The organism is Methylobacterium sp. Leaf87, assembly GCF_001422775.1.
Lineage (GTDB): Bacteria > Pseudomonadota > Alphaproteobacteria > Rhizobiales > Beijerinckiaceae > Methylobacterium.
Genome location: NZ_LMMI01000045.1, coordinates 118,085 through 137,019 on the forward strand (window position 1 = coordinate 118,085; position 18,935 = coordinate 137,019).

Below are 18,935 nucleotides of genomic sequence, written 5' to 3' on the forward strand. Positions count from 1 at the left end.
CCCCACGCCATGCCCGTGAGGCGGTGGTTCGGGGGCCGGGCCGCCGCCCTGGCGGCCTTGACCCCGTCCGCCCTGCGCTTCCTGCCGCCCGACCTCGACCCGAGGCAGGTCGAGGCCCTCTGCGCCCTGGTGACCGGGGCGGGGTTCTCGCCCGACGCGTATCGCGCGCAATCGCCGGCCCTCGGTGCGGCGGTGCCGGATGCGCGCACGGCCGTACTCCACCTCCTGAGCTTCTGCGGCGACGAGCAGGTCACCTACCCGCTGCGCCTCGATCCGACCGGGTTCGACACCCTGACGCGCAGCCGCCTGTGGCATCGGCGCGGGCGGGCCCGCCTCGCGGCGAGCCTCGTGAACGCCCACCTCGCCCAACGGCCCGACGTCGTCGCGGACCCGGATTTCTGGGCCGAAATCCTGCCGGCCCTCGCCCGCGTCGGCCGGCCGTACCTTCTCGTCGGCGACAGTCACTCGCGGCTCTACCGGCGGGTGGGGCTGCAACGGTCCGGGCCGATCCTGCCGATCCACGTCCTGTGCACGGCGGGCTCGGCGGCGGGACTGGACAACCCGGCCTCGCGCTCGGGCTACGGCGCGCGCCTCGCACGCCTGGCCGATGCCCTCGCCCGCGTGCCGGCCGCCCGCGGCCTGCCGATCCTGTTCCAGTTCGGGCAGGTCGACATCGAGTTCGTCGCGGCCTTCCGGCGCATCGCGAACGGGGAGCATGCTTTCGACGAGACGGGGTACGAAACCTTCTGCGACCGCACGGCGGCGGCTTACGGCGCCTTCCTCGTCCGCTGGTTCTCGGGCCTCGGCCCGGTCCATGTCCTGTCGGTGTTCCCGCCGGCCCTGTCGGACGAATCCTGGGCGGACGGATACTGCAACGCCCACGTCCTCGCCCTGGAAGGCGTGGCGGGCGACCGCACCGCCACGGCTGCGGCCGTGGCGGCCCTGGAGGTCCCGTCCCTCGCCGAGCGCACCCGCCTGCACCGTGCCTTCAACGACCGCCTGTCCGCCCTGTGCGCGCGCGAGGGCTTCGGCTTCGTCGCGCTGTTCGATGCCCTGCTCGGTCCCGACGGGACGGTGGCGCCGCGCTTCATCGCCGGCGCAGGGGGGCGCGACCACCATCTCGACGAGGCGCCCCTGCGGGCACCGACCCGCGCGGCCCTGGAAGCCGTCCTCGGGCGTCGGCAAGGGATGATGCAAGGGATGGTGGATCGGATGATGGATCAGATGCGCCGGATCGTCAGAGTCGCGACGGCGTAGGTCACCCGGGCTCCGCCGGCATCGAACCGGCGCAGCACCCGCCGCAACCCCCCGGGCGTCAGCGGCGGCCGTCCCTCCGGCGTGCCGGCGCCGATGGCGCGCAGGGCCGCGAGGAAGGCGCGCCCGTCCGCATGGGCCTCGACCACGGGCTCGTCCGAGACCGCCACGGTGCAGCCCGGGATACGCAGGGCGGCGAGGGCCGCCACGGTGGGATAGGCCGGCGTCGCGGCCTCGAAGTCGAGGTCGGCGTGCGCCCGGCGCCACTCGGCGAAGGTGCCCGAGGCCAGGGTCGCCACGGCGAGGTGCCCTCCGGGCGCGAGCAGTCCGGCGAGCCGCGCCAGGGAGCCGGACAGGTCCTCGAACCACTGCGCCGCCAGACTCGAGCAGACGAGGTCGAAGCCGGGCGTGAGGCAGGGCCGTTCCCCGTCCATGACCACGAAGCCGGGCCCCGGCCCGAGCCGGGCGCGGCAGCGCAGGGCCATGGCGGGCGCGATGTCGGTGGCGAGGTACGGGCCCGGCACGATCCGGCGGTGCAGGGCCGCCGTGAGGAGACCCGTGCCGCAGCCGACCTCCAGCACCCGCGGCGCGGGCGCCAGGGGCAGGGCCGCGATGCGCGCGGCCAAGCCCTCGGCCACCCGCGCCTGAATGCCGGCGGCGGCATCATAGCCCTCGGCCCCGTCGAAGGCCCGGGCCACAGCCTGCTTCCAGGAACGCATCGGGGCCGAGGGCTGAACTCCAGGATCGGGTGAGTCGTGGCGATAGCCGTCGGGCGGTTCCGGCTCAAGCGACGCGCCGACAGCGGGCCGCCTTCCCGGGCCTCACTCGTCCAGCGCACCCTCGATCATCCGCGCCACGGCGAGCGCCCGTCCATCGTCACCGAAGCGGGCGATGATCTGCACGCCCAGGGGCAGCCCGTCGCCCGGGACCGGCAGGTTGACGCAGGGCACGCCCATGAGGGTCCAGAGGCGGTTGAAGCGCGGGTCGCCGGTGCTGGCGAGGCCAGCCGGAGCGCGACCCGGGGCCGAGAACGTCAGCAGCGCGTCGAACTCCGAGAACACGTCCTTGAGGACGCGCCGGGCGCGGTGTGCCGTGCGGCGGGCCCCGTCGTAAGCGTCGGCCGTGAGGGCCTGGGCGCCGTCGAGTTCGGCCCGCAGCCCGGGCCCGAGGGCGTCGCGGTGATGGGCGTATTCCCAGGCGAGGGCCTGGCGTGCCTCGAAGGCCTGGATGATCGCCTGGACCGCCCAGGCTTCGGCGAGGGCTCCTGGCAGGACGAGATCGGTGACGGTAGCCCCGGCGGCCTCCGCCGCGCGGGCCGCACGATCCAGGGCCGCCACGGCGTCCGGGTCGGCGGGCCCGGCGAAATCCTGGCGCACGAGGCCGATGCGGAGTGCCGCGAGGCCGCCCTCCGCCAGATCGATGCCAGGGCGATCGGCCAGGAGCGCGAGGGCGTGGGCGACATCGCGGATGCCGGCGCCGAACAGCCCGAGGGTGTCGAGGGCCCACGAGAAGGTCTTCACGCCCACCGTGGGCAGCAGGCGGAACGACGGCTTGATGGCCGCGACCCCGCAGAAGGCGGCGGGGCGGATCACCGAGCCCGCCGTCTGGGTGCCCAGTGCCAGTGGCACGAGGCCGGCGGCCACCGCCGCCGCCGACCCCGACGAGGAGCCGCCCGGGGTGTGGCCGGACGCGTGCGGGTTCACCGTGACGGACGGGTCGCGGCTGGCGAAGGGGCAGGTCACGGTCTTGGCGAGCGGCACGGCGCCGAGGGCCCGCAGGCGGGAGACGATGGCGGCGTCGGCCTTGGGCCGCCAGCCGGCATAGATGGCCGAGCCCATTTCCGTCGGCATGTCGGCGGTGTCGATGATGTCCTTCAGGCCGACCGCGATGCCCGCGAGGGGGCCATCCCGAACGATCGCCGGATCGGCGGCGATGTGCGCGAGGGCGCCGAGGCCCGGCTCGCGCGCCGCGATGGCTTCACGCGCGCGGGCGATGGCGCCGTGCGGATCGAGGGTGCCGGCACCGAGCCGGGTGCGAAGATCGACGAGGGACTGCATGCCCCTGGAGTCCGATCCGCCGCGCGATCTGTCAACACGTATCCACATCCCGATCTTCCGATCCGCAGCGTTGACGGAGCGTTTACGCAAAGTCGCGCATCGTCCTCATCATGTGGCGTAGCGTTCTCGCGTTCTCCGCCCTTGCGCTGTTCGGCGCGGGGCTCACTGGCTGTGCGCTCAACAAGTTTGAGCAGCGCGAGCCCTGGCGCGACCAGACCGAACAGGCCTGCAACGCCAAGCGCTTGGTCGAGACCGGCGAGTTCATCACCCAGGTGAAGGCCATCGAGGGGCCGGGCGTCTGCGGCATGCTGCAGCCCTACCGGGTCACCCGGATGGGCGGGGGCAGCGTCGCCCTCAAGCAGCGCATGACCCTGGCCTGCCCGGCGCTGGCGGAGGCCGAAGCCTGGCTCGCCGACACGATCCAGCCGGCGGCCGCCCTGTATTTCGGCCAGCCCGTGGCCGAGATCAACGCCGGCACCTATGCCTGCCGCGGCCGCAACAACCAGGTCGGCGCCAAGCTATCCGAACACTCCTTCGGCAATGCCCTCGACATCATGTCGTTCAAGCTCGCCGACGGCTACGTCATCACCGTCAAGGGTGGCTGGCGCGGCACGGAAGCCGAGCAAGGCTTTCTGCGCGAAGTGTTTTTGGGCGCCTGCGCGCGGTTCTCGACGGTTCTGGCGCCCGGCTCCAACGTGTTTCACTACGACCACATCCACGTCGATCTCGCGCGCCACGACCCACGCGGCCTGCGCCGGATCTGCCAGCCGCTGATCAAGTTCACCCCCCAGCTCGGCGGCGAATCCACGGCCCGGCCGGTCGCGCGGCCGCGTCCCGTCGAGCGCCTGCCGGCGCCGCCCCAGGCTCCGGTGGACGTGGAAGAGGACGATCCCTACGGCGTCACCCCCCTGTCCCAGGCCACGCCGCAGAACCGGAATGCGCCGCGCCCCGCGCCGTCACATCTGGCCCGTGCGCCGGTGGAGGCCCCGTCACACGCCCGGTCCGCGCCGTCCGCCTACGTCGCCGCGCCGGCCCCCCGGCCCCGCCTCGCCACCACGCGCCCCCTGGACGAGCCGGCCCCGGGATTCGCGCGCGAGCCCCTGGCGCTGCAGGCCCCCGGCCTGTCCGGCCCGATCTACTGAACCCCGACGACCCGGCGGGTCCGCGACTGTGCCCCCCGTACCCCAGGGGGCGTGAAACCGACGGCCGGCGCGGCGGGCAAGCTTGACTCCGACGGGGCAGCGGCCATCGTTCCGCGCAACCGTACGGACTCCAGCAAAAGATTGCCGGCATGCGCCCGAATCGATCCTTCACGACCTTCGCCCTCGGCCTCGTCCTGGCCGCGACCCTGCAGCCGGCGTTGGCCCGCTCGGGCCGCGAGGAGATCACCCCCGCCGAGGAGCGCGAGTTCAACTACGACGCCAACATTCCCGGCTGCCAGGCCTCCGAGGTGCTGGAGCGGCTCTCGACGAACTTCGCCGAGAAGGAGGCGAAGTTCTGGAACTCGTCGCTCACCATCGTGAGCTACGAGCGCATCGAGCGCACGGCCTGGCGCCCCTGGGGCCTCGACTTCGTGCCCCGGCGCTACTGCAGCGCGGTGGCCACCACCTCGGACGGTGTCCGGCGCAAGGTCGACTATTCCGTGCGCGACGGGCTCGGGATCATCGGCGCCGACTGGGGCATCGAGTTCTGCGTCCACGGCCTCGACCGCAATCTCGCCTACGCCTACGCCACGGCCTGCCGCGAAGCCCGCCCGTGACCTTCTTTCGCAAGGCCGTTCTGGCCCTGGCCCTGCTCGCGGGCAGCGCCACGGCGGCCCAGGCCCAGGGCTACGACCAGCGCGGCACGCCGGGGGCGTTCGACTTCTACGTCCTCGCCCTGTCGTGGTCGCCGACCTATTGCGACGGGGACGGCGCGCGGCGCGAGGCCGACGGGCAGTGCCGTCCGGGCCGGGGCCTCGGCTTCGTCGTCCACGGCCTGTGGCCGCAATACACCCGGGGCTACCCCTCGAACTGCTCCAGCGTCGAGCGGTCCCCGACCCGGCAGGCCATGGAGGCGGCCGGCGAGGTCTATCCGAGCGAGGGCCTCGCCCGCCACGAGTGGCGCCGCCACGGCACCTGCTCGGGCCTCGATCCGGCGGCCTATTTTCGCGCGGCCCGCACGGCCCGCGAGGCGGTGACGATCCCCGACGCGTTCCAGAAGCCCGGCGCCGACACCCGCGCCGCGCCCATCGAGATCGCCCGGCAGTTCGTGATGGCTAACCGGGGTCTGCGCCCCGACATGATGTCGGTGGCTTGCGTGCGCGGCCGGCTGCAGGAGGTGCGGATCTGCTTCTCCAAGGATCTGCGCGGCTTCACCCCCTGCCCCGAGGTGGCGCGCCAGAATTGCCGGGCCGGCGAGGTCGCCATCGACGCAGCGCGCTGAAGGTGCTCCCGTGAACTACCGCCACGCCTTCCACGCCGGGAACTTCGCCGACGTCCTCAAGCACCTCGTCCTGACGCGGGTGCTGACGCATCTCCAGGCCAAGGCGACGCCGTTCCGGGCCATCGACACCCATGCGGGCCTCGGCTTCTACGACCTGACGGGCGACGAGGCCGGGCGCACGGGCGAGGCGGCCGAGGGCTGGGGCCGCCTCGACACACCGTTCCCGGAGGCCGTCGAGAGCCTGCTCGGCCCCTACCGGGCGGCGGTGGCGGCGGTTCAGGCCCGCCACGGCGCCACCACCTATCCGGGCTCGCCCGCCCTCATCCGCGAGTTCCTGCGCTCCACCGACAAGGGCGTGTTCGTCGAGCTGCACCCCGCCGACGCCGAAATCCTGCGTGACCGCTACAACCAGGATTCGCGCAACAAGGTGATGCATCTCGACGGCTGGACGGCTTTGGGCTCTCTGATCCCGCCGCCCGAGCGGCGCGGCGTCGTGCTCATCGACCCGCCCTACGAGGAACTCGGCGAGATCGACCGCCTCGGGGCGGCCCTGGCCAGGGCCGTGGCGAAGTGGCCGACGGGCACCTACCTCGGCTGGTACCCGATCAAGGACGTGGCCCTGGTGGACGCCATGGTGGCCGACCTCCACGGCGCCCTGAACCGCCCGGCCCTGCGCCTCGACCTGCTCGTCAGCGAACCCGACCCGACGCGGCTCAACGGCAACGGCCTCATCGTGATCAACCCGCCCTGGACCCTCGCCGAAGAGGCGATGCTGTTCCTGCCGGCGCTCGCCGAGCGCCTCGCCCGCCGCGATTACGGGGCCTTTCGCTGCGAGGCATTCGGGGCGGTCGCGTAGGGTCGAAACCCGACCATCTTCACCGTATGGAACGGCTGAGTCGGGTGGATTTCCGCTGGTCCGCTTTAGGGCTGCATTACATGGAAGCAGACATGGTCCGCTCCCGATCACGACCATTCGCGGACGCGGGCGGTTGACGGGGCAGCCCCGCTGATGCTTCTCTCAGAGTGGGATGATGCAGCCTGCCGCTCGCACCTCTCGGGGTACGGTGAACGCATCAACGCACGCGACCACGATCCCGCACCAAGGGTCGGCCGGTCGGCAAGGCGAGCACCGACATCGCGGTCGATCCGGTCCGAGGATCACCATGCCCACCGTCGACGAAGCCAAATCCATGGCCCGCGCCATGGAAAGCGCCCTGCGCGCCAAGAACCTCACCATCACCCACGGCGAGTGCCTCGACATCGTGGCCTGTCAGTTCGGCCTCAAGGACTGGAACGTCCTCGCCGCCCAGGCCAAGCGCTCCGATGCCGCCGCACGCCGCCGCATCGCCTTGCTGAAGGGCTGGGCGCTGCTCGCCGAGCATCGTGACGCCTACGATCACGGGTCAGACGACGACACGACAGCGCCCGGCGGTGCCGCCGCGCTCATTCGACACGATCCCGTGCTCGGGCCGCGGCGCTACCCTGATCCCGCCCGCGCGTTCGGCTGCTACGTGCAAACCGTGTCGGCAGTGCCGTTTCACGGTCGGCGGGTGGCCATCGGCGCGAAGCTGCGCTGTCAGGATGTGACCCACGGGGCGACGCTGTGGGCCCGGGTGGACGCGATGCCGGGCCACACGTTCGCGTTCGACAACCTAAAAGAGGCTTCCGGTGGCTGGCTGTTCGGTAGCGCGCCATGGACTGAGCGCCAAGTTGTAATGGATGTGTCCCCCGACGCGATCTCGCTGCACTTCGGCTTCTTCATCAAAGGCCGGGGGGCCCTCTGGGCAGCAGACTTCCGTGTGGAGGAGGCCGCCGCAGCGACGCTGACGACACCTCCCGTTCCACCATCGGCGCGCCCGCACGGGTGGATCACGCCGACGAACCTGACCTTCTCGGAGGTGATCGACTTATCGGCTGCCTGACCCGCGACCCGCAACCGGTTCGCATGGCGGACGTCGAGTCCTGCGAACCGGATCGGCCGAGGTCAGCTTTCCACCCCGAACCGAAGTTGCCGGATGGCGCACGGGCGGCCGCTTTGGAGGAACGCCTGTTGCGCTCCCTATGGCCGGGTTGGGTCGACATCCGCCGGTCCGCTCTTCGCCTGGGTGGCGTGGGGTATGGCCGAGCTGCGTTCGGACGGCCGTGCGGAGAAGCGGGCGTTTCCCCGGGCATCCAGCCGTCGGACCCGCCGGTGGGGACGCCCTCCTCCTCGCCTGAGCGCGGGACCCCGACGGATCGCACCGACGGAGGGGACGGCGCTCCTGCGCCGAGCCGCCCTCGCGGTGCCCCCGTCCCACCGGACGGTGGGACGGGCTGTCTACCGGCCGTTCGTCGGTCAGGCGGCCTTCACTCAGGCGGCCCTCCCTCAGGCAGCCATGGGCCCGTAACGCCGGTGGCCCTTCACGTCGTACCGGTCGAGCATCATCACCTTGTCCCAGACCGCCACGAAATCCGCCACGAACCGGCTCTGGCCGTCGCTGCCCGCATAGGCATCGGCGATGTTGCGCAGCTGCGCGTTCGATCCGAACACGAGATCGTTGCGCGTCGCCTCGAACTTCGCCTGGCGGGTTTCGCGGTCCTTGAGCGTGAAGGCCGTCCCGGCCGCGTCCGTCTTCTCCCAGACCAGGTTCGTGTCGGTCAGGGTCCGGAAGAAGTCCGTCGTCAGCACGCCGACCCGGTCCGTGAAGATGCCCCGGTTCGACCCGTCGTGATTGGCGTTGAGGGCACGCAGGCCGCCCGTCAGCACCACCCATTCCGGCGCGGTCAGCGTCAGCAGGTTGGCCTTGTCGAGGAACATCTCCTCCGGCGCCAAACGCTGCGCCATCGCGTCGAACCCGTCGTCGACGTAGTTGCGGAAGCCGTCCACGACGGGCTTCAGCCACGTGAACATCTCGATGTCGGTCAGCGCCTGCGTGGTGTCGACCCGGCCGGGCGTGAACGGCACCCGCGTCGCGACCCCGGCCTCCCCGGCCGCCTTCTCCACGGCGACGCAGCCGGCGAGCACGATGAGGTCGGCGAGCGAAACCTGCTTGCCGTCGCTGCGGCCGCCGTTGAACGTGGTCATGACGCCGCGGAGCGCCTCGACCACCGGCGCGGCCCGGCGGTTCACCGCCCAATCCTTCTGGGGGCTCAGGGCGAGGCGGCCACCGTTGGCGCCCCCGCGCTTGTCGCTGTCGCGGTAGGTCGAGGCCGCCGAGAAGGCCGTGAAGGCGAGGTCCGAGACCGAGAGGTTCGTGGTCAGGATCGCCTGCTTCAGGGCGGCGATCTCGGGCTCGCCGATGGGGCTGTAGGCGGCCTCCGGAATCGGGTCCTGCCACAGCAGGCCGTCCTCGAGGGTCGCCTCCGGGCCGAGGTAGCGGTGCCTGGGCCCCATGTCGCGGTGGGTGAGCTTGTACCACGCCTTGGAGAAGGCCTGGGTGAAGGCGTCGAAGTCGCCCAGGAACTTCTCGCAGACCTTGCGGTACGCCGGGTCGACCTTCAGGGCGATGTCGGAGGTCATCATCATCAGGGGATGCATCTGTCCGGCGACATGGGCGTCGGGGGTCTTCGGCGCGTTCGGATCCTTCGGGGTCCATTGCAGGGCGCCGGCCGGGCTCTTGGTCTGCTCCCAGTCGAACTTGAAGAGGTTCTCCAGGTAGGCGTTGTCCCACCGGGTCGGATCGGGGGTCCAGCTGCCCTCGATGCCGTTGGTCATGGTGTCCTTGCCCGAGCCGGTGCCCTTCGGGTTGTTCCAGCCCAGCCCCATCGCCTCCATGGGCGCCATCTCCGGCGGCGGCCCGATCTCCTTGGCGGGGGTCATGCCGTGGCTCTTGCCGAAGGCATGGCCGCCGGCGATGAGCGCCACGGTCTCCTCGTCGTTCATGGCCATGCGGGTGAACGTCGTCCGGATGTCGTTGGCCGAGCCCTGCGGGTCGCCGTTCGCGTAGGGCCCTTCCGGGTTCACGTAGATCAGCGCCTGGTGGGAGGCGGCGAGGGGGTTCTCCAGGTCGTAATCGGCGTCGCCGTTCCGGCCCCGCCAGCGCTGGTCGCGGTTGACCATCTCGTCGAAGCTCGAGACCGTACCCATCTCGACGACCTCCGGCCCCCAGTAGGTGGCGTTGTCCGCCTCCCAGGCGTCGAGGCGCCCGCCGGCGAACCCGTAGGTCGGCAGACCCATGATCTCCAGGGCGCAATTGCCGGTGAGCACCATCAGGTCGGCCCAGGACAGCGCGTTGCCGTACTTGTGCTTGATCGGCTGCAGCAGGCGACGCGACTTGTCGGTGTTGCCGTTGTCCCACCAGCTCGAGATCGGCGCGAACCGCTGCATCCCGGTGCCGGCACCGCCGCGCCCGTCCGCGATGCGGTAGGTGCCGGCCGAGTGCCAGGCCATGCGGACCATCTGCGGGCCGTAATTGCCGTAATCGGACGGCCACCACGCCACCGACGAGGTCAGGAACTGCTTGATGTCGCCCTTGAGGGCGTCGAGGTCGATGCTCTCGAAGGCGGCGGCGTAATCGAAATCCGGCCCGAGCGGATCGGCCGCGAGCCCGTTCTGATGCAGGAGTTCGACCCTCAGGCGGTGCGGATACCAGTTCTCCAGGGCCGGACGGGTGCCGAGCGCCCCGCCGATGCGGTCACCTCCGAACGGGCACTTGCCCTCCATCGGGTACGAGTCGGTGTTGGTCTTGTCCGTCGTCATCTCGTTCATCAACGTTTCCCTCGGCGCAGGGCCGGCGCCACCGGACGGATCGGGCCGTCGCCGGCGCCGTGAGGCGTGCGATCCCCCCATGCGAAAGCAACTCTTGCGCGACCCGACACTGCCAGCGAAATCAGGCGTCTTTAACAAAAATCAAGGCGTCTCCGGTTCCCATCCGTGTCGGACGTCCGCCGAACGCCTCCGACCAAGCCGCACGTTCGCGTGAGCCAGAGGTGCTCATGCGCGACGCTGATCGGGGGCGATCGGGACGGCGATGTCCGGGCGGCCTTCGCCATCGACCTGGTCGGCGTCCGGAACCGCACCGCCATCGACTTCGTGTTCTGAGGGCCCGCCCGGGGATCCTCGGCGGCCATACCCGGAGCCGACCTCGTTGGCCGGCTTCAGGGAACGGACGCAGCGGCCTCCGCCTCCACCCGCGCGGCGATCCACAGCACGTGGCGGCGGCCGCCCGGATGGGCGGGGAAGCGGATCTCTTCCACGGAAAAGCCGCAGCGCTTCAGCCGCGCCTTGAAGCGGCGGTCCGGGCTGCCCGACCACACCGCCAGGAGGCCGCCGGGCCGCAGGGCATAATGCGCCCGCCTCAACCCCCAGACATCGTAGAGCCGGTCGTTGGAGCGCCGGGTCATGCCCTTCGGGCCGTTGTCGACGTCGAGGAGGATCGCGTCGTACCGGGCCGGGCCCGACTGGATCAGGCGGTTCACGTCCGCTTCGACGAGTCTGACCCGGGGGTCGTCGAGGCTGGCCCCGTGCAGGTGCGCGAGGACGCCCCGCGCCCAGGCGACGACGCCGGGCACGAGTTCGGCGACCACCACTTCGGCCCGGGGGCCCAGCACGTCGAGGGCGGCCCGCAGGGTGAAACCCATGCCGAGGCCGCCGATGAGGATGCGTGGGGCCGGCCTCTCCGCCAGCCGCCCGCACGGGAGGGTGGCGAGCGCCTGCTCCGATCCGCGATCCTGGTCGGTCATCAGTTCGGCCGTGCCGACCTGGATCGAGTAGGCCTCGCCCCAGCGGCGCAGGTGCAGGGTCTCCCGCCCACCGGGAATCGGGGTGCTGTCGAGATCGACCCAGGCCGTCGCGGTCGTGTCTCCGCCAAAGCCCCTAAGCCGGTTTTGCACGCATGGTCTCCGGTTCTGCGTCGATACTGTGCGTCATCGACGAGGCCTGGATCAGTTCGCGTCGGCGTGCAAGCGCGAACGAATTCAGGATCAGAACCCAACCCGGCCGACTGTCCCAAGGGCTGCTCGCGACCCAACCCAGCCGCCAAGATCGCTATCGGCGCTTCCCATAAGCGGTCGTTCGTCGACCGCCCCGCAACTTCGGCTCGGCACGAGAAGCGGACGATCCGCATCCTACCTGCGACTCCGATATTGAAATAGTACGCTATCGTACTATTTCTTCACAATGCGTGCAGCGACCGTCCGACAAACCGATTGCAGGGTCCTTCTATGGCTTGCCGAAGATCTGAGGCTTGAGGACAATCTTGCCCTCAGGCTGGCCACGACCGGTTACGGATGCATGGCGGTGCTGCGCATCGCCCCGGAGGCGCGGGGGCGACCCAGGCGGACTCCGCATCGGCGCGCCCTTGAGGAGGCAGCCGAGGCGCGACTTGAGGCGCATTTCTCGGCCAAAGGCATACCTTTCGAGGTGCGCGGCCCTGGTGACGACACGTCCGTCGCGGCGGCCTGTCGGCGGCATGGATGTTCCGTGGTCATCCGCAATGCAGCCGATGGCATGGCCGTGGAACTTGCCCATCACAGGCGATGGACGGACGAGTTGGCGGCGGCCGGCATCCAGGTTCTGACCGTCAACGGCGAGATGATCCGTCGCAAGGGTGCGGGAGGGGCCAGGCCCGATGCCCCGTTCCTGTCCGATGCGGTCGAGGTCGCGCAGGGGGCGTTGCCGGAGGATCACCCGATTGCCTTGCTGCGGGCATTCCTCAAGGTCCTGCCGGAGCGCGATTACCTGGCCGGCATGTGGGTGCCGGGCCGAGATCGGCTGAGCACCAGCCTGCTATCGACCCACTTCGCGGCGGGCACGTTGTCCAGCGACAGGGCAAGGGTCGAAACCGAGGCGGCGGAACGCGCCTGGCACTGCGCGAACCCGGGCCAGGCCCGTACAGTTGCGGGGAAATCCTTCGGCGCCTTCAAGGGGCGCGTCCGCTACCGTCCCGGCTTCCTGACGACCTTTTCCCGCTATGAGGACGATCTGCGTCCCCTCCCGATCACGCCGGAGATGCGGCGCAGGGTCGAAGGTTGGCGGGACGGATGCACCGGCATTCCCATGCCTGATGCGGCCATGCGCGAGCTGAAGGCGACCGGCTGGATCAATTTCCGCCTCCGCCAGCTTGCCGCCTCCTATGCAGTGCAGCTCCTGGGCTTGCCTCCGTTCGAGGTCGGGACGGTTCTGGCGGAGATGTTCGACGACTACGAGCCAGGCATCACCTGGCTTCAGGTCGCGATCAACGACGGTCGGGTCGATCAGGATCGCGGGCCGCGCATCCTGAACCCGGTCAAGCAAGGCCGCGACCTCGACCCCGACGAGAGCTACGTACGCGCCTGGCTGCCGGAAATGGCCAGCCTTCCGGCCGGGTTCGCCCACGAGCCATGGCTGCATCCCGCATCGCCCCTGCCCCCGCCCCTGGTCGACCACCTGACCGCCGCTCGCGCAGCTCGCGCGGCTTGGGGGGCGAAGTCATCGGTGCTTGGGGCGCGTCCGGTGCACGAAACCCCATCGTTCGATTTCGGCGAAAGGAATGCCCCCAGATGATCGAGAAGCACACCTTCGACTTCCTGAAGGGCGTCGCGGCCCACAACGACAAGGAATGGTTCGAGGAGCATCGGGACGACTACGAGCGCGCGAAGTCCAACCTCGTCGACGTGGCCGGCCTACTGATCGACGCGGCGTCCCGCTTCGACCCCAAGGTGAAGAAAGCGAACGCCGAACCGACAAGGTGCGTAACCCGCATCAACCGGGACATGCGCTTCGCCAAGGGCAAGCCGCCCTACAAGACGGACCTGTTCGTGATGCTCAACAGCGTCGGCGACTACCAGGGGTCGGCCTCGTACTACCTCCATGTCGAGCCGGGCGGCTGCTACGCGGGTGGCGGCATCTTCACGACCGAGCCGAAGGCGCTCGACCACATCCGCAAGCGGATCGCGGGGTCGGTCCCGAAGTGGACCGGCGTCGTCGAGTCCCGCGAGATGAAGGCGATGTTCCCCGACGGGTTGACGAGCCCGGGCGAACTCAAGCGGGCGCCCCAGGGATACGAGCCCGACCACCCGGCCATCGAGTACCTGCGCATGAAGGGGTTCTGCGCCAACCGGAAGCTGACGAACAAGCAGCTCCAGGACGAGGATGCCCTCGACGTCGTCGTCGAGACCTTCAAGGCGGCCCAGCCCCTGGTGGGCTACCTCAACGACGCCATCGCCGGCTGAAGGCCCCAGTCGAAATAGCGGCACCGGCCAGGAACCATGGGCCGAACCACGACTTCCCATAATAGGACGACATCGTCCTTTTAATGCTCCGGGCATCGCCCCGCGGACCGCATCTCCCTCGGGCGTGGCGGATCGTACGCCCCAACAGATAGGAAATCCGAATGTCCCACGACACGATCAAGACCTGGTACATCGCCGGCCTTCAGGCCTACCGTTCGGCTTCCGAGCAGGGCAAGGCGGCAGCCTCCCAGGCCGAGGGGCAGTTCAAGGATCCCCAGTTCAAGAAGCTGGCTGGCGAGGGCGCGGCGCTGTGCGGCCGCCAGCAGCAGGCGATGATCGACTTCCTGAAGGAGCTCGACACCCAGCCGAACGACTTTAAGGACCGTATCCAGGCCGGCATCGCTGAAGGCACGGAGATGTCCGTCAAAGCTGCCCAGGACGACGAGACACGCGACGTCGCCATCGGCTTCGGTGCCCGGGCCGGCCTGACCTACGTGGCCACCGCGTTCCAGTGCCACGTGACCTACGCGAAGGTACTTGGCCTCTCGAAGCAGGCCGAGGAGTTCGAGTGCCTCAGCCAGGAGAGCAAGGCGCTGGAGGAGCGCTACGCAAAGGCCGCCGAGTCCGCGGTCGGCAAGCAGGCCGCGTAGCCCGTCGGCGACAGGGATCACGGGGCCTTCGGCCTCGTGATAACGGCGACCGGCCGGCGCTCCGCCCACTCGCGCAGGTCGGTCGCCGCTTACCATCACAGGTGGACGGCCGTGCGGGACGGCTTGGCTTGGCCGTTCACACGCACCACCTTCGATGCATGCGTCCCCCAGCGAAATCGGCTTCGATCTTGGACCAGTCCGGCAAGCGTGCCCCCGCCCAGTCGTCGCCGGACCGCCCGCGCCGTGGACGCCCGCGCGCCGACCAGGCCGGACAAATCGAGGAGCGCATCATCACTGTCGCCTCGTCCCTGTTCCTGGAACAGGGGTTCGGCCGCACCACGGTCGACCAGATCGCGGAACTCGCCCACACCGGGAAGACGACGTTGTACGGGCGCTTCCCGACCAAGGAGGCACTCTTCTCGGCGGTGGTGCTGCGCTACGTCGACGAACTGCAGGCCCGAATGGCCATCGTCCCGACGAACGGGACGCCCAAGGAACGCCTCGTCCAGGTTGGCATCGAGCTCGCCAACCTTACGCTGGCTGAGGAGAGCATCGCCCTGATGCGCCTGACCATCGCCGAGGCGAAGGCGTTTCCCGAACTCGGTCGCGAGGGATTCCGGATCGGCTTTGGCGGATGCGTCCGCTGCATCGCGCAGTGCTTGGCCACGGACGGCTCCGACGCGGCGGTGATGGACGCAACCCCGATGGCAGCGCGGTTCGTCGAGATGGCCCTCCACCCTCTCTACATGCACGCCTTCTCAGGTGCGGACCTTGCCGGACTGTGCGAACGGGCGACCCGGGACGTGCCCGAGGTCGCCGAGATCCTGCTGAACGGACGGTGTTGATGTCCGCTTGGAGCTTTTCGCGACCGAAAGCGGTCGCGCCGCTTTCCACCCGTTCCAGCCGAAGAACGGACCAGCGGGTCCTGACCCAAGCGTGTCGTTCTTGGCTCTGAACCCTACGCCTGAAAACGGACGTCACAAGAGATCCATCTGTACGACCGAGCCTCCCCGAGTGTGGCTCGATAGCTTCGAAGCCTGGGCAAGTGAGAGGCGGTCGTTCAGCGCCGTTGAGTGAAGGCCTCGAACTGGCACCGGACGAACATATGCGTGGCCTGGCACAAAGATTCGGATAAGGATGCAAGCGGCCCTTGAACATTCGTCCCGACGTGGAAGCTTCGCCTTCTCCGTAAAGACTCGCCCGCACGGCGACCGGTGGCGGCCGCAGTCGTAGTTCGTGCGGCCTCAAGCGGCAGAGGTGCGCTGGGAGACGGCAGCGAGAGGCGGTGCATGCCGCAGGTCGGGCGGCATCTTGAAGTCCCGCGCCGCACCGTGGGACGCCTGGACACCACGCGGAAAGCCGCTGCGGTCGCGGTACGAGCGCTTCCGACCGACCTTGCGGCTATGCCGCATCGTGGTGGCTTGGGCATCGATCAGGTCGACGGCCGTAATGCCAAGCAACAGGGCCAGAGCGACTACGGCATTGTCACGCTTCGGGTTGTCCGGCCGCAGCGCCGTCATCACGGTTGCGATGTCGATGCCATCGCCGGCGACCCGGCTCCAGAGCCCGAGCTTCTTGTCGACCGATAGCGTCAGGACACCGCTCCCAATTTCACGGGCTCCGTAGGCGCGCACCAAGGCCTCTTTACCCTCCATGCCGAGCGCACGGGTGATGCGCCTGGGTGCCAGGAGTTCTGCGAGACCTAGGCCAAGGCTGAACCAGCCGAGCCCCTTGGCGAGGCTGTCCGGTATGCCGCGTGAACTCGGGCCGGAGCGAACAATCTTCGGGTCCCCTTTTGATCGGGCAATGTTCGAGAGGCCCGCAATGTTCAATAGATTGGTCATGATCCCTCCACGGAATATCAGGGTTTGAGAACGACCTTGATGCAGCTGTCCTGCTTGTCGCGGAACGTCCGGTACATCTCGGGCCCCATTTCGAGCGAAGCCTCGTGCGTGATGACGAAGGAGGGATCGATCTGCTCTTCCTCGATTCGGCGCAGGAGGTCGGCGGTCCAGCGCTGGACATGTGTCTGCCCCATGCGGAACGTCAGGCCCTTGTTCATCGCCGCGCCCATCGGGATCTTGTCGACCAAGCCGCCATAGACCCCTGGGATCGAGATCAGCCCGCCGGGCCGGCAGACATAGATCATCTCGCGCAGCACGTGCGGCCGGTCGCTCTCGGCCAGGACGATCTGCTTGGCCCGGTCGTAGACGGTGTCGGGCATGGCGGGGCTGACGTGGCTCTCCATGCCGATGCAGTCGATGCACTTCTCGGGACCCTCGCCGCCGGTCAGTTCGTTCAGCCGCTCGACGACGTTCTCCTCGTCGAAATTGATGGTGATGGCGCCCCCGGCCTCAGCCATCTCCAATCGCTCCGGCAGATGGTCGATGGCGACGACCTGCTCGGCGCCGAGGAGGATAGCGGAGCGGATCGTCATCTGACCGACCGGACCGCACCCCCAGATCGCCACGGTGTCGGTGGGTGGATATCGGCTTGGACAGCCGCTTGCCAACCGGTCGGGAAGATGTCCGACAGGAAGAGCAGCTTTTCGTCGGGAATACCCTTGGGCACCTTCTGGACGGTCGTGTCGGCGAACGGCACGCGCAGGTACTCGGCTTGTCCGCCCGGGTAGCCACCAGTGAGATGCGAGTACCCGAACAGGCCAGCAGTCGCATGGCCGAAGACCTTGTCCGCGAGGTACTTTTTGCGGTTAGTTCTTTGACAGATGGAGAAATATCCGCGTTTGCACTGGTCGCACTCGCCGCAGACGATGGTGAAGGGCACCACGACCCGGTCGCCCTTCTTCAGCTTGCCATTGATCCCGCGCCCGGTCTCGACGACCTCACCCATGGTCTCATGACCCATGACGTCGCCAGGAAGCATGGCGGGAACGAAGTTGTGGAACAGATGAAGATCCGATCCACAGATAGCGCAACTGGTCACTTTGATGACGACGTCGCGATCGTCTTCGATCTCAGGGTCAGTGACGGTATCGCACCGAATATCTTCCTTTCCGTGCCAGACCAGGGCTCGCATGCTGTTCTCCCGCTGATGGCGTGCGGAGGTCTACAAACAACCGCCCTAATCCGGCCGGTCGATACATCCGCTTGTGAGACTATTGGCATCGTATGTACGAATCATGTACTTGTCGAGAACAAAAAGGTGACGATTATGAGCTCATTACGAATAGTAAATTCAAACGGACAGTGGTTGTTCTTTGTGGAGCGCGGCTCGATTTACGGAACAAACACGGAGCGAACGCAGCCGTCTTCCTTGTGCTTGAACATGGCGTAGCCGCGCGGAGCCTCTTCGAGGGAGAAGCGGTGCGTTGCCAGGAACGATGGGTTCAACTCTCCCTTCTGCGCATGGGCGAGCAGTCGGTCCATGTAAGCCTGCCCATGCTGCTGGGCCGTGCGCACTGTCAGGCCCTTGTTCATGATCGCGCCGACCGGAAACTTGTCCATCACGCCGTAGACGCCCAGGATCGACAGCGTTCCCCCCTTCCGGCAGGTTAAGATCGCCTCGCGCAAAGCCTGGCCGCGATCCGTATGCATGAAGGTGAGTTGCTTGGCACGGTCGTAGGCATATTGCAGACCGGTCCCGTGCGCCTCCATGCCAACCGCGTCGATACAGGCGTCGGGGCCCCGACCGCCGGTCATCTCCTTGAGCACCTCCAGGACGCTATCAACTTCCGTGTAGTTGATCGTCTCCGAACCGACATGCTCGCGGGCCATCTGCAGCCGCTCGGGCAGGCGGTCGATCGCGATGACCCGTTCAGCTCCCATCAGGAAGGCACTCTTCTGGGCCATCAAGCCGACGCCGCCACAGCCCCACACGGCCACCACGTCGCCGCGCTGAATGTTGCAGAAATCCGCGCCCATATAGCCGGTCGGTGCCGCATCCGAGAGAAACAGCACCTGCTCGTCCGGAAGACCTTCCGGCGCCTTGAAGCAATCGTTGTCGGCGAACGGCACGCGCACGTACTGGGCGTGCGCTCCGGCATAGCCTCCGAACGCGTGTGTGTACCCGTAGATGCCCGCAGTCGGGTACCCAAGGACAGGCTCCTGCAGCTCGGGCTTGGGATGGGTGTTGTCGCACAGGGACGATAGTTTGTTTTTGCAGTACCAGCATTGGCCGCAGGTGATGAAGGACGGCACCACAACCCGGTCACCCTTCTTGACCTTCTTCACCTCGGGCCCGATCTCCTCGACCACGCCCATGAACTCGTGTCCGATCACATCCCCGGCCTTCATGGTGGGGATGTAGCCGTCGATGAAGTGCAGATCCGAGCCGCAGGTGGTCGACATGGTGACCCGCAGGATGCAGTCATGCGGGTTGATGATCTCGGGATCTTTGACGGTCTCGACCCGCAGGTCGTTGACTCCGTTCCAGACGAGTGCGCGCATGAGAAAGGTCCTCC

17 protein-coding genes and 1 pseudogene are annotated in these 18,935 nt (G+C 68.6%); 11 read left to right on the top strand and 7 right to left on the bottom strand.

All coding sequences use genetic code 11. The annotated features are described in order from the left end of the window. Nucleotides 1-9: 9 nt before the first annotated feature. Nucleotides 10-1,257 (top strand): hypothetical protein, encoded by a 1,248-nt coding sequence (locus ASF22_RS17155; protein WP_056266589.1) that lies wholly within the window; start codon nt 10-12, stop codon nt 1,255-1,257. Here the strand turns inward: ASF22_RS17155 and ASF22_RS17160 are convergent. Further along, the gene (locus ASF22_RS17160) at nt 1,221-1,952 is read right to left on the bottom strand and encodes a methyltransferase domain-containing protein (RefSeq protein ID WP_244472903.1); all 732 of its coding nucleotides are present in this window, start codon (nt 1,950-1,952) and stop codon (nt 1,221-1,223) included. The genes ASF22_RS17155 and ASF22_RS17160 overlap by 37 nt on opposite strands. A gap of 123 nt (nt 1,953-2,075) precedes the next feature. Beyond that, nucleotides 2,076-3,311, bottom strand: coding sequence for an amidase (locus ASF22_RS17165; RefSeq protein WP_056266592.1), 1,236 nt, complete (start codon nt 3,309-3,311; stop codon nt 2,076-2,078). A gap of 110 nt (nt 3,312-3,421) precedes the next feature. On the opposite strand from ASF22_RS17165, the gene ASF22_RS17170 reads away from it, so the two are divergent. The 5 genes from ASF22_RS17170 to ASF22_RS17190 all read left to right on the top strand — a co-directional run bounded on the left by ASF22_RS17170 (nt 3,422) and on the right by ASF22_RS17190 (nt 7,657). After that, complete coding sequence (locus tag ASF22_RS17170; RefSeq protein ID WP_056266596.1) at nt 3,422-4,453, top strand: extensin family protein; 1,032 nt, start codon at nt 3,422-3,424, stop codon at nt 4,451-4,453. A gap of 149 nt (nt 4,454-4,602) precedes the next feature. Beyond that, nucleotides 4,603-5,070 carry a hypothetical protein gene (locus tag ASF22_RS17175; protein WP_056176244.1) on the top strand — a complete coding sequence of 156 codons (468 nt, stop codon included), beginning with the start codon at nt 4,603-4,605 and terminating at the stop codon, nt 5,068-5,070. A gap of 20 nt (nt 5,071-5,090) precedes the next feature. Continuing rightward, on the top strand, nt 5,091-5,735 hold the full coding sequence (locus tag ASF22_RS17180; RefSeq protein WP_056267078.1) for a ribonuclease T2: 645 nt from the start codon (nt 5,091-5,093) through the stop codon (nt 5,733-5,735). Between the two features lie 10 nt (nt 5,736-5,745). Beyond that, nucleotides 5,746-6,591 carry a 23S rRNA (adenine(2030)-N(6))-methyltransferase RlmJ gene (gene rlmJ, locus ASF22_RS17185; protein WP_056266598.1) on the top strand — a complete coding sequence of 282 codons (846 nt, stop codon included), beginning with the start codon at nt 5,746-5,748 and terminating at the stop codon, nt 6,589-6,591. Nucleotides 6,592-6,898: 307 nt separating this feature from the next. Then, entirely contained in the window at nt 6,899-7,657 is a 759-nt protein-coding gene (locus tag ASF22_RS17190; protein ID WP_056266601.1) for a glyoxalase superfamily protein, read from the top strand. Nucleotides 7,658-8,100: 443 nt separating this feature from the next. On the opposite strand, the gene katG is transcribed toward ASF22_RS17190, so the two are convergent. Next, nucleotides 8,101-10,422: a catalase/peroxidase HPI gene (gene katG, locus ASF22_RS17195; RefSeq protein WP_056266604.1), complete on the bottom strand. Its 2,322-nt coding sequence runs from the start codon at nt 10,420-10,422 to the stop codon at nt 8,101-8,103. A gap of 210 nt (nt 10,423-10,632) precedes the next feature. Between katG and ASF22_RS25230 the strand changes: the two genes are divergently transcribed. Next, nucleotides 10,633-10,755 carry a hypothetical protein gene (locus ASF22_RS25230; protein ID WP_280137425.1) on the top strand — a complete coding sequence of 41 codons (123 nt, stop codon included), beginning with the start codon at nt 10,633-10,635 and terminating at the stop codon, nt 10,753-10,755. A gap of 56 nt (nt 10,756-10,811) precedes the next feature. Here the strand turns inward: ASF22_RS25230 and ASF22_RS17200 are convergent, their stop codons facing one another. Continuing rightward, entirely contained in the window at nt 10,812-11,474 is a 663-nt protein-coding gene (locus tag ASF22_RS17200) for a hypothetical protein (protein ID WP_056267081.1), read from the bottom strand. A 358-nt stretch (nt 11,475-11,832) separates the two neighbouring features. On the opposite strand from ASF22_RS17200, the gene ASF22_RS17205 reads away from it, so the two are divergent. From ASF22_RS17205 to ASF22_RS17220, 4 genes are all read left to right on the top strand, one after another. Beyond that, nucleotides 11,833-13,197 carry an FAD-binding domain-containing protein gene (locus tag ASF22_RS17205; RefSeq protein WP_082483788.1) on the top strand — a complete coding sequence of 455 codons (1,365 nt, stop codon included), beginning with the start codon at nt 11,833-11,835 and terminating at the stop codon, nt 13,195-13,197. Beyond that, on the top strand, nt 13,194-13,865 hold the full coding sequence (locus ASF22_RS17210; RefSeq protein WP_056266610.1) for a DUF2461 domain-containing protein: 672 nt from the start codon (nt 13,194-13,196) through the stop codon (nt 13,863-13,865). Before ASF22_RS17205 ends, ASF22_RS17210 begins: the two co-directional genes overlap by 4 nt. Before the next feature lie 161 nt (nt 13,866-14,026). Continuing rightward, complete coding sequence (locus ASF22_RS17215) at nt 14,027-14,515, top strand: DUF892 family protein (RefSeq protein ID WP_056266611.1); 489 nt, start codon at nt 14,027-14,029, stop codon at nt 14,513-14,515. 188 nt (nt 14,516-14,703) lie between these two features. After that, a complete protein-coding gene (locus ASF22_RS17220) occupies nt 14,704-15,360 on the top strand; it encodes a TetR/AcrR family transcriptional regulator (RefSeq protein WP_056266614.1) in 657 nt (218 codons plus the stop codon). Between the two features lie 399 nt (nt 15,361-15,759). Here ASF22_RS17220 and ASF22_RS17225 read toward each other — a convergent pair whose 3' ends face one another. From ASF22_RS17225 to ASF22_RS17235, 3 genes and pseudogenes are all read right to left on the bottom strand, one after another. Next, nucleotides 15,760-16,359 carry a hypothetical protein gene (locus tag ASF22_RS17225; protein ID WP_082483794.1) on the bottom strand — a complete coding sequence of 200 codons (600 nt, stop codon included), beginning with the start codon at nt 16,357-16,359 and terminating at the stop codon, nt 15,760-15,762. A 17-nt stretch (nt 16,360-16,376) separates the two neighbouring features. Next, nucleotides 16,377-17,551: pseudogene (locus tag ASF22_RS17230) on the bottom strand (zinc-dependent alcohol dehydrogenase). A 200-nt stretch (nt 17,552-17,751) separates the two neighbouring features. Then, a complete protein-coding gene (locus tag ASF22_RS17235; RefSeq protein ID WP_056266616.1) occupies nt 17,752-18,921 on the bottom strand; it encodes a zinc-dependent alcohol dehydrogenase in 1,170 nt (389 codons plus the stop codon). Nucleotides 18,922-18,935: the final 14 nt, after the last annotated feature.

Bases quoted from the DNA above. Each gene is read 5' to 3' on its own strand.
- ASF22_RS17155 (WP_056266589.1), top strand. From the start codon at position 10: ATGCCCGTGAGGCGGTGGTTCGGGGGCCGGGCCGCCGCCCTGGCGGCC.
- ASF22_RS17165 (WP_056266592.1), bottom strand. From the start codon at position 3,311: ATGCAGTCCCTCGTCGATCTTCGCACCCGGCTCGGTGCCGGCACCCTC.
- ASF22_RS17170 (WP_056266596.1), top strand. From the start codon at position 3,422: ATGTGGCGTAGCGTTCTCGCGTTCTCCGCCCTTGCGCTGTTCGGCGCG.
- ASF22_RS17175 (WP_056176244.1), top strand. From the start codon at position 4,603: ATGCGCCCGAATCGATCCTTCACGACCTTCGCCCTCGGCCTCGTCCTG.
- ASF22_RS17190 (WP_056266601.1), top strand. From the start codon at position 6,899: ATGCCCACCGTCGACGAAGCCAAATCCATGGCCCGCGCCATGGAAAGC.
- katG (WP_056266604.1), bottom strand. From the start codon at position 10,422: ATGAACGAGATGACGACGGACAAGACCAACACCGACTCGTACCCGATG.
- ASF22_RS17205 (WP_082483788.1), top strand. From the start codon at position 11,833: ATGCGTGCAGCGACCGTCCGACAAACCGATTGCAGGGTCCTTCTATGG.
- ASF22_RS17210 (WP_056266610.1), top strand. From the start codon at position 13,194: ATGATCGAGAAGCACACCTTCGACTTCCTGAAGGGCGTCGCGGCCCAC.
- ASF22_RS17215 (WP_056266611.1), top strand. From the start codon at position 14,027: ATGTCCCACGACACGATCAAGACCTGGTACATCGCCGGCCTTCAGGCC.
- ASF22_RS17225 (WP_082483794.1), bottom strand. From the start codon at position 16,359: ATGACCAATCTATTGAACATTGCGGGCCTCTCGAACATTGCCCGATCA.
- ASF22_RS17235 (WP_056266616.1), bottom strand. From the start codon at position 18,921: ATGCGCGCACTCGTCTGGAACGGAGTCAACGACCTGCGGGTCGAGACC.